Annotated in this window: 9 protein-coding genes; 5 read left to right on the forward strand and 4 right to left on the reverse strand. The window is 42.0% G+C overall.

Annotated features, from left to right (window positions below; translation table 11 throughout):
* Positions 1-2,289 precede the first annotated feature (2,289 nt).
* The 4 genes from NG798_RS26020 to NG798_RS26035 all read left to right on the forward strand — a co-directional run bounded on the left by NG798_RS26020 (position 2,290) and on the right by NG798_RS26035 (position 6,020).
* Complete coding sequence (locus tag NG798_RS26020) at positions 2,290-3,369, forward strand: ParM/StbA family protein (RefSeq protein WP_261226636.1); 1,080 nt, start codon at positions 2,290-2,292, stop codon at positions 3,367-3,369.
* 4 nt (positions 3,370-3,373) lie between these two features.
* Positions 3,374-3,790 (forward strand): hypothetical protein, encoded by a 417-nt coding sequence (locus NG798_RS26025; protein ID WP_261226637.1) that lies wholly within the window; start codon positions 3,374-3,376, stop codon positions 3,788-3,790.
* An 11-nt stretch (positions 3,791-3,801) separates the two neighbouring features.
* A complete protein-coding gene (locus NG798_RS26030; RefSeq protein ID WP_261226638.1) occupies positions 3,802-4,950 on the forward strand; it encodes a hypothetical protein in 1,149 nt (382 codons plus the stop codon).
* A 227-nt stretch (positions 4,951-5,177) separates the two neighbouring features.
* Entirely contained in the window at positions 5,178-6,020 is an 843-nt protein-coding gene (locus tag NG798_RS26035; protein ID WP_261226639.1) for a hypothetical protein, read from the forward strand.
* On the opposite strand, the gene NG798_RS26040 is transcribed toward NG798_RS26035, so the two are convergent.
* Together NG798_RS26040 and NG798_RS26045 are read right to left on the reverse strand one after the other, a co-directional pair.
* Positions 5,997-6,356 carry a hypothetical protein gene (locus NG798_RS26040; protein ID WP_261226640.1) on the reverse strand — a complete coding sequence of 120 codons (360 nt, stop codon included), beginning with the start codon at positions 6,354-6,356 and terminating at the stop codon, positions 5,997-5,999. The genes NG798_RS26035 and NG798_RS26040 overlap by 24 nt on opposite strands.
* Before the next feature lie 30 nt (positions 6,357-6,386).
* Complete coding sequence (locus NG798_RS26045) at positions 6,387-6,887, reverse strand: hypothetical protein (RefSeq protein ID WP_261226641.1); 501 nt, start codon at positions 6,885-6,887, stop codon at positions 6,387-6,389.
* A gap of 257 nt (positions 6,888-7,144) precedes the next feature.
* On the opposite strand from NG798_RS26045, the gene NG798_RS26050 reads away from it, so the two are divergent.
* Entirely contained in the window at positions 7,145-7,744 is a 600-nt protein-coding gene (locus NG798_RS26050) for a DUF6753 family protein (protein ID WP_261226642.1), read from the forward strand.
* 30 nt (positions 7,745-7,774) lie between these two features.
* Here the strand turns inward: NG798_RS26050 and NG798_RS26055 are convergent, their stop codons facing one another.
* Together NG798_RS26055 and NG798_RS26060 are read right to left on the reverse strand one after the other, a co-directional pair.
* The gene (locus NG798_RS26055; RefSeq protein WP_261226643.1) at positions 7,775-8,110 is read right to left on the reverse strand and encodes a XisI protein; all 336 of its coding nucleotides are present in this window, start codon (positions 8,108-8,110) and stop codon (positions 7,775-7,777) included.
* A complete protein-coding gene (locus tag NG798_RS26060) occupies positions 8,098-8,514 on the reverse strand; it encodes a XisH family protein (RefSeq protein ID WP_261226644.1) in 417 nt (138 codons plus the stop codon). Before NG798_RS26060 ends, NG798_RS26055 begins: the two co-directional genes overlap by 13 nt.
* Positions 8,515-9,357: the final 843 nt, after the last annotated feature.

Here is a 9,357-nt window from a genome sequence, read left to right on the forward strand (position 1 = left end):
GTCGTGGCTGGCTGCTATTTCCACATCTCTTAAGCTTTTGAGTTTGTTAACTCTTAAAATGGTTTGAGCGTTCATGCTGTGAACCTTCTAACACTATTTCTCGGATTTCCTTAACCGCCTCTTCTGTTTGGGTTAAGACGTTAGCCGGCGGCGTTTTACTTTTAAGCAGGGTATTTGGCAATAGCCGTTTTAATTGATTAAGCAAGCCTAATGTCTTGCCGGTCAATTGGATAATTCTTGAGCGGCTGGTCTGTTTTTTCATTTTGGTTAAGACGAATTTAAGAAGGCTTGGCTTACCATCAAGGTTTTCTATAACTCGTGACAACCAAGCTTTTTATTAAAGTAGATCATCTCTTAGCCACATACCTCTAACCAAAGTTATAAACTCACTTAAAATCGTTTCCGAGCTTACCCTTCTATCTTCTCAAACTCTTGTCTCATCTGGATTCTACATCTATCCGGTGTGACACTCATCCCCTAATAGCGAAGGTTCCTACAATCAGGCCGGTGGCTGTTTTAGGTACTCCATAAAATATGATTGATGATTACTATAAACTTATTATTGCCTAACTCTTTGACAGTTGTAACGGGTATAAGTCGGTGATTACTTGTAGGCAGAACGTCTGTAGGTGCCGGTGCTAACAATTATTCAGGGTCTAGTTTCTTTGTGACCAATGAGCATTGAATAATATTTTATCTCCCCTGTCAGATGAGCCTAGCTAACCAGAGTTTATCTAGCTACAATAACCCTGAATCTAAGCCGCATTATCTACTACCATTTGTAGCTAATGACGTGCTACAACCTACCCCCTGTTATGGTTCCCCAGGCAAAACAATATATTTACTTTTGTAACGAACCTTAAGCAAATCTAAAGGAGGGCTGAAGAGGAAATGTATAGTCTGGTTGTTCTGTGCAGCGATATGGTGAAAAGTGGGGGCCGGTGAAACGCTGAAATGAAGGTGTCTTGAAAAAAGCGGAGTGAGTGTCCGCTTTTTTTCCTTCCCCCATTTTAGCACATCGCAAATTCAGTTAGACATCGAACAACGCTTTTTTCCCCAAGCTAAGATATCAGCAAAATTTGCCATATAAAACCCGAAATCTGCCATACAAGATGGCAAGAAAAATTGTAAATTTATGATATTCTATCAGGTGTTCAATCTGAAGTATATGGCAAAAACGGGGTTTTATATGGCAAAAACGGGGTTTTATATGGCAAAAATATTTAAGTAATAATACTTACCAAATTTTAAGGGTATGGAGTTTCCCCAAGAATGTAGTTTGACTGTAGTATTGCTCTGTTTCTGTTTGGTTGGTTGCTGTTTAATTTGAGAGGTTAGGGCTGGGAAAGAGATTATCGGTTGGGGCAAGGTTTATTTTGTAGAAAAAAGTTTAGCAATTCAGATAAAAATCCTTTTTTAGAGAAAAGAGTAATTTCTTATAATTAACTTTGTGAACTATTATATTTTATGGAATAGCTAAAAATCGAACGAATTAACTAGAGTTTTTATGTACAGCAACTTTTATGGTTGTGGTGCTGCAATAAAAGTAAGCAAGCTCAAGTAATTATCTTTTATTGATAAGGCTCAACAGTAAGTTTGGGAAAATAATACAGTGTAAGATAAAACTCCCTATGGGTGTGTGGTTGCGGAGTATCGCGTAGAAAGTTTATCTTTCTAAAGATAGAAGCCATCTAAATTTAATACGGCTTATAAAGAAAGCAGAAAGGACACAGAACATCAGTTGCTAATAGCAACCTGGTGAGCAAACATAACTTTATCTTTGGATGGTACTAGCAACAAACAAAAGCACCCTTTATGGAGGGCTGGCTTTCTGTATTACAGACTGCTTAGTTGGGTAATACTCTTGTTACCTTAATGGTGATATCTTTACATCGGCTTTGTGTGTCTGGTGGTGAGTGGTAATGCTCCATTTACCGGGGAAAGCACTACTGGGGTTTGCCCAATCTTATAAGAGAAGGGCTATCTTACTAACTACTGGCTCGTGCCAAAGTTAGTAGTTTTCTCAGTTCATTACTACGACAGAAGCGAGCAAATTGCGTTGCCTAATCACATCTTTTGTAAGCCTAATATGGGACTACCGTTTTTAGTAAAGTCCGATTAAAGTTGGAGGATTGTTAATCGGTCATAAAATTGTGGTGTGGTGTTTTTGATGGCAATGAGCGTGCGAAGCGTTTTGTTTCAAGCAGGGGGCTTTGTTGTATCAGATTTAGGTAAGGGGAGAGACACATCCTTTCCAAACAATAGTGATTGAAATCTTGACGAGGTAAAATGGCTACAAAATTGAATACCAGTCCCCAAAAGCTACTTATGGCGCTGGATGTAGGGGGGAAAGGAACCAAGTGCATTTGCAGTTTACCAGGGAGCACTCCAATTTCAATTTGGCTAGATCCAGAAGTTATTCCCATTGGCTATGAGGCTGTTAAAGATGTACAAAACTCATCGGGTGCAGCAGATCCAGAGAATGCTTGCTGGATAGGATACGATGGTCATTATGTAGCGGTTGGTTATTTGGCCCGAAGGAAGTTTTGGGGAAATTCGAGGCTGGCTGAATTGAAGATAGCAACTGCACCCTGGAAAGCTTTAGCAGCAATATGGGTAGCAGCCCAGAAGTTGAAGTTAGGTTCTAAATTTGAAGCTGTTGTCTGGGCATTATTACCTGGTTCTGAAATAGGGGGAGCGGCCCAATTCAAGAAAGATTTAACATTGATGGCAGCTAATTTTCAAACGCCTACCGGCCCGCATCAAATTAAGATCGAAGAATTCAAGTGTTTACCAGAAGGAGCGGGAGTATTTCTGTCTGTTACCACTAAGCCTGAGTATGTGCCGGTGGTTAGAGAGAAGGTAGTAAGTGTGGCCATGATTGGGTATCGTAATGCCTCAGTAATTAATTCGTGGAAAGGGGTACTAGATGTAGGAGGTACTAGCCCATTAGGGATGGAAAAACTGGTGGCAGCCGTTGCTAATAAAACAGGGGAAGATGCGGAGATATTGCTTAAGACAATTGTAACGTTAGGTTGGAATCCAATTCCTAATGATACAAGGGGTATCAGGCAAGGAATGTTGCTAGAAAAAGCCATCAAAGATGCCCAAGAAAGTTATTGGATGGCTTTACGCTCATGGTTGTTAAATACTATTCCCAAGGATGCTGGGCTGTTAGTATTTTGTGGGGGCACGGCTGACTATTTGAGGCCGGTGTTAGAGAAAGAATTTGGGCTGCATTATAAACTTGATTGGCATGGGCCGATTATGGTTTCTTCACGTTTGGATACTCGTTTGTTGGGAAATCGGTTAGCAGATGCCTATGGAGTGTTCCGATTAATAATCGAATCACAAAAAGTGGAGAAATAAAACTATGTCAAAGCAAGAAGACTTTAGATTTCGGTATGCTCCACAGAAGGGAACAGAAGATGCGTATTTGATGGCCTATCTAATGAAACATGGGTTGTCAGAACGCAGAGATGAGATTATTTTGCCGGCCCTTCGTGCCTTTTGGCTACCCTTTGCGTTAAAGGCAGGGAATCTGAACAAAGAAATAGTGAAGAAATGTGGTTTAAAAGAAGTCAGCAATTTAGCATATCAGATTGATGTGCTGCGGCATGATTTGCGTCTTCCCATTCCACCTTCGATTTTACAAAAAGGTGGAGAAATTGGGGAACATTCTTCTAAGAAGAATGCGGATAAACCTGTTGGAGACATAGAACCAGAAGACACCGACAAAATAACTTACTCCCAAAAGTCGGATATGTTGATTAAGTTTGGTGGATTGTAAGATTGGAGTGAATGATGCCAAGAACAAAATCAAGCAGAAATAAGAATGTTGAGCCCTCTCTAAATTCAGAGGAGTTCCAGCCTATATCGACAACGCTTTCACCGACGGAAATTAGCGACCCGCTTGCTGAAACTACAGAGTCTGTGGAAGCAGTACAACACGATGTGGCAGAAACAAAAATGTTTGAACCTGTGTCATTAGTGGAGTCGCAAGAAGATAGCGATACTTCCCCATTACCCCCCCAATTAGTGGCGGTTGAGGTAGACAAATTTATCTCGGAGTCTTGTAGAGAGGTTCTGCCAGAAAGTCTGTACGGGGTGGTTGAGGTTCCCAATAGTGCTGATTTGCTGCAATCAAATTCACTTGAAAAGAGTGATTCTGTAGAATATGGGTCGGCCAAACCCCATCCTGATAAAAAGAGTCCCAAAAAACGCATCCATTTTTGGGGTGGGGAATCAGGAGGTGTAGGAAAATCCACCGGCTGCAAAGCAATGATTCACTATCTGGATGCAACATTAGGCCGTCAAGATTTTCGGTTGATTGATGCCGACCGCAGTAAACCAGATGTCAAAGATGCGTATTCTACGGCATTAGGTGAGCGGTGTTTGGAAGGCTTTTTCTCAGAAGCCACTGATTTATTCAGCAAAGCGGATGAGATTCTAAATGCGGCATTATATGGGGATGTGGTAGTTAATCTACCGGCCTCAGTTGGAGCGGCCCTAGAACAGTGGGTGAAGAATACTGATTTAATCCTGGTGGCGGCTGAATCGAATATTGAGTTAATTGTGTGGTTTGTCAGCAACGGTAGCCCCGATAGTATGCGCCTGTTCTATGAAAGTTTGCAACAATGGGGAGCCGGTGTAAATCATGTTTTAGTCCGTAATTTAGGATTGAATCGTAACAGCGAAGTGTGGGAAAAATTCGCAGCTTCAGATGAATACCAAAAAGCCAAACAGCAGCATGGCTTTAAGGAATTTGATTTGCCGATGTTATACGACGCGGGCAAAATATCAGGAGCGACAGTTCCCCTCCAAAACTTTGCGGCCAATCCTCAATTATTGGGTATTGCCGGTGCATCCCGTACTCGTAAATTCCTCAAAGATGTGTCAGCCTCCTTTGATGCCACCGGCCTATTTGAAAGGCCATCTGTGACAAGTTGATTTGGAGGTTGACCGGCCCCCCAGGGATATCTGTGAGCGAAACAGCTTCTCACCACCGGCCCCGTTGGGTGATTGGGGAAAAAACAGTTCCATAGGCTTATCTGAAACACCATCTTTTGCCAATTGATTTCGCTATCACCGGCTTATTGGGAAGCCCCTCTTTCCCCACTTGATTATCGGTATCACCGGCCCCGGCTCGGTACTCTGTTCTTCAATAAGAGGTTCTCATGGCATCTGAATTGAAAGGAGCGATTCATATAGTAGGGGGAGAACTCCCCGGTGTCGGTAAGTCGGTAGTCAGCCGCCTGTTATGTGAATGGTTGGGGGACTATGCTGGTCTGGTGGATGCTGACCCAAAACAAGATGCTGGTTGCTACTTCGATAATCGCTTATTCTGCTCCTCTCCCGCCCCTTTGCCAGAAGGGGCATACTGGGGGGATGATATTCTACAGTTTGCCATAGATGGAGGGTTGGCAGTAGTTAATCTCCCTCCCCATTGTTGGGATGAAATACAAGCGTGGTGGCAAGCAGTTGAGTTATTTGATTTAGCGTCTCGGGAGGGGATTGGTTTGTGGTTGTGGTGGGTGGCCGGTGCTAATGCTGAAAGTATGGAATTATTCATGCAATCAGTAGAAACTTACGGGTCAATGATGCCTCATATTTTGGTAAAAAACCGACATTTATTTAATTGTTGGGATGTTGGAGAATTATCAAAATGGCAGGAATTCTGGTCGGAAGTGGAAAGCCGGCCCACCTTTAAAGCTTCTCAGATGCGCGGGGAATTATATAGTTTGGAGTTCCCTAAATTATTCTGGGTAGAAATGCAACGGTTATCGCAGGACAAAATAAAATTTACAACAGCCATCACTTTAAAAGAACCTCCGGGTTCCCCTAGAGCCGACTGTTATAAATTTTTCCTAATGAGCCGGTCACGCTATTGGCGATTTGTGAATAAAGCATTCACAGCAATTTCTACCATTTTAGGTGAACGTCCCTTATTAGAGGATGTTGAACCCACCGAAGAATATGAGGATGAACAACAGTTTTTAGTAGGTGATATTCCATTTTGAGGAGCTTGCTTTTGATGGCAAAGCCTTGTGGTGGAAAACCCAGACTACATTTCCACCACCGGCGTCTGAGATGAACAAAAATCCCCGAAATTTCTTCCCACCACCGGCATCTGGGATGCAAAAAAAACAGCGAGCATTCCCACCACCGGCATCAGGGATGGAAAAAAAACCCCAGAATAGGTGAGTCGGCGTCTGAGATGAACAAAAATCCCCGCAGATGGAGGTTTTCACCACCGGCATCAGGGATGGAAAAAAAAACAGCGAGCATTCCCACCACCGGCCCCCATCCCCGGTGTCTGGGATGAAAAAAAAAGCCCCGGTGGGGGGGACTGACACACGGGGTAGTCCGTGTGTCGGATGTGCAGGCTAACCTTTCTTGGGTTTGCGCTGGCCTTTCTTCCCTTTTGGGGCGGATTTGGGTGGAGTAGCCACAGGTGCTTCTTCGGATGCCGGTGCATCCAGTTGGTCTGGAGTTAGTTCGGGTGCCGGTGCAACCAATTGTTCCTCTGTCGGTTGGGATGCCGGTGCAGCCACTTCTTCTGGGGTTCGTTGGGCTGTCCACCAAGCAGCAATGCGTTCTCGACGAGAAGCGCGCGCTTCGAGTTTAGCTTGCTTATTGGCAATGTAGGCTTGGAATATTTCATCCAAGTTCTTAAAGCCACGCATGAACAACCATTTCACTAATTGTGCGCCGGTTGCGGTACCCAACAGGACAAAGCTGCCTTCATCAAGCCAAAGCTTTTGGGCATCGGCATTAGCTTTAAGGCCGTACCATTGGTTATTCGTTTGGAGTTGTTGCTCCTGGCCAATAATTTGAATGGCAACTTCTTTGAGAGCGAACTGTTGGTTACTGGTGAAAGTTAACATGATGTTATCTCCAAATTGTTCATCAGTTTTTGGCGTCAGCCACTTTCGAGGGATGGCTAAACAACCCATAGTGTTAGCAATTGCTTTTCCTCTATGGATTCATTTATTGATGGCGTTAGCCACAAAAAGCTTTTAGGGATAGTTGTGGGGAATAAAATACGAAGGACACAGGGATAAATAGCAGGTGGTGCCGGTGTATATCTCGGCCTTTTCAAAAGGACTTAATGTTTTTGTAGAAAAATGGAGGTAAAGAAATTATGGTGGTTAATAATGGCAGAGTAGAAAATCAAGAATCTGATTTTGCTGAGGAATTACCTGGTGGTACCAGGCCAAACTCGTTTTATGTAGAGGGAGTGACGAGGGAAGATTTATTAAAGTGGTTTTCACCAGAAACAATACCCGCTAGTGTTGAGGAATTCAAACAGCAGATACTAGAAACCGCAAAAAGTGTAGGGATGGATGAGGATGATCCTGCTTTTGGGCAAGCTTTAGCTCAAATGCGGTTGGATTTATTAATTCGGTTAATGCCGTTAATTTTTGATAAAGTGTTTTTCAACTGGCTAGAAGCTGTACGAGAAGTAAAAGAAGAGCAGAAAGAATGGTTAGATGAAGTGAAAGAGGAGATTATGGCATACCAAGAGGCCGGTGTGATGGGGATGCGGTCGGCAATTGCTAGAGCAGTTGAAGAATTAGTGAAGGATACTGAAAGACAGAAATCTCGACAGTTTTTTTCATCTTTAATACCGGCTATGGGAGTATTATTGGCTACCTTGGGGTTAGGCGTGGGGTTGGGGTGGGGCGTTGCGAGAAGCTTTCAAAACCCTCCCCAAAGTTCACCGACATCAATGGTGCAATAACTGCTTTGCCATAAAGTATTTACTCAAACATTAACCCATAGAATATTCGGTAAACTGCCGCATAAAGGGGGAATGGAAACCTATTACAATATCTTGTTTCTCAACCCCCATTGACATTAGCTCATGGGCAATATCCACTTCTGTCCCATTCCACTGAATCCATACTTTTTCTCCCTCAATATCAATATGAAGTATTACACCAAAAACCCGGTGTTCATTATTCCAACCAACATGGAGAATTTGATAATGATCACGTTCACTATCTAAGAGCATTTCCACCTTAATATCACCAGATGCCGGTTGATGGCTGCTAAACTCTGTTAGAAGTTCTTTGACACACTTCCGATAATGCTCTATTTTTCCCATTTTGAGATTACCTCCTCGTTCGGATTAAAGACTAATAATTTAATTTGGTTCTCAGCAAGAACCATCTGGGTAAATCTTAGCGTAAAAAAAGTATTGTAAGTTTCCAGAGGCACAGCTAAATATAAAATTCGCTCTGCTTCTGTGGCTTTTAAAGCCACTCGGTAATTAATAAACTGTCCGATAGCTGTATGAAATTCAGAAATTGTTGAATTTCCTAAAAAACTCTTTATCTCTACTGCTATTTTTTCCCCACACCGTTCAGCGCCAATCAGCTTTTGGGCCCCTAAATCAATATACATTTCCACCCCACCAAAGTTGAGATAAAGGGGGTCGTGAGTAATCTGCCAGCCATCCTTTTGTAAGGCCGACTTTACATTGTTGTGAAAAACATCTTTTGCAGCCATCTTAATTCGCTTTTGACGGAAGTATCAATCAATATCCCTATATTTTACAGGAGAAAGTCGTCACTTGTATGGCTAAAAAGGTTTTGAAATTAACTAGGATCATCTCAAAGAAAAGATGGCAGCAGGGATTGATAGATGAGCAAATAAATTAATAATTTTAATTTTGATAAAGCAGGATTAAGAGGGGAACAAAAAGAACTATCTTTATGTAAAGATGGGTAAAAAGTAAAAATTTCTTGAAGTAATTAAAACTTGAAACTATATCGGTTAGTAGGGAGGAATCAAAGAGCAAATATTAGAAACAGCAAAAAAGTGCAGAATTGAGTAGATAATCCGGCTTTTTGGCTTCCGCTCAAATACGGTTGGATTTATAAATTCGGTTAATACCCTTTTAATGCCGGCTATGGGAGTATTATTGGCTACCTTGGGATTAGGTGTGGGTTTGGGTTGGGGTGTTGCGAGAAGTCTTCAAAATGCTCCTCAAAGTTCGTCGTTGCCGGTGTTTCAAGTGAGAAGTTAAAAAAAAAGGATACCAAACCCATTAGGTATCCTTTTTTAAACAACGATAATTCTCTGTTGTTAGGTAAAAAAATTATCTATAATGGTTTATGTACAGGATATATTAATAAGGTTTTCAAGGGTAAAAATAGATGCTGGTCTGGCTTTGGTTTATTGGAAAAATTGTCTGTTTTATTTTGGGCATTATTTTTACTAAAAAAATATATCTGACTTATGCCAGATATATTTTTTATTATCAAATTAAGCTTTCATAAGCATTAATTAAACAGACAATAAAGTTAGACCGGCGGCCAATTCCCTCCCACCGGCTCCCTTTTACCCCAA

It is taken from the genome of Ancylothrix sp. D3o (assembly GCF_025370775.1).
Taxonomy (GTDB): Bacteria; Cyanobacteriota; Cyanobacteriia; order Cyanobacteriales; family Oscillatoriaceae; genus Ancylothrix.

Coding starts and splice junctions, on each gene's coding strand:
- NG798_RS26020 (WP_261226636.1), top strand. CDS start 2,290: ATGGCTACAAAATTGAATACCAGTCCCCAAAAGCTACTTATGGCGCTG.
- NG798_RS26025 (WP_261226637.1), top strand. CDS start 3,374: ATGTCAAAGCAAGAAGACTTTAGATTTCGGTATGCTCCACAGAAGGGA.
- NG798_RS26030 (WP_261226638.1), top strand. CDS start 3,802: ATGATGCCAAGAACAAAATCAAGCAGAAATAAGAATGTTGAGCCCTCT.
- NG798_RS26035 (WP_261226639.1), top strand. CDS start 5,178: ATGGCATCTGAATTGAAAGGAGCGATTCATATAGTAGGGGGAGAACTC.
- NG798_RS26045 (WP_261226641.1), bottom strand. CDS start 6,887: ATGTTAACTTTCACCAGTAACCAACAGTTCGCTCTCAAAGAAGTTGCC.
- NG798_RS26050 (WP_261226642.1), top strand. CDS start 7,145: ATGGTGGTTAATAATGGCAGAGTAGAAAATCAAGAATCTGATTTTGCT.
- NG798_RS26055 (WP_261226643.1), bottom strand. CDS start 8,110: ATGGGAAAAATAGAGCATTATCGGAAGTGTGTCAAAGAACTTCTAACA.
- NG798_RS26060 (WP_261226644.1), bottom strand. CDS start 8,514: ATGGCTGCAAAAGATGTTTTTCACAACAATGTAAAGTCGGCCTTACAA.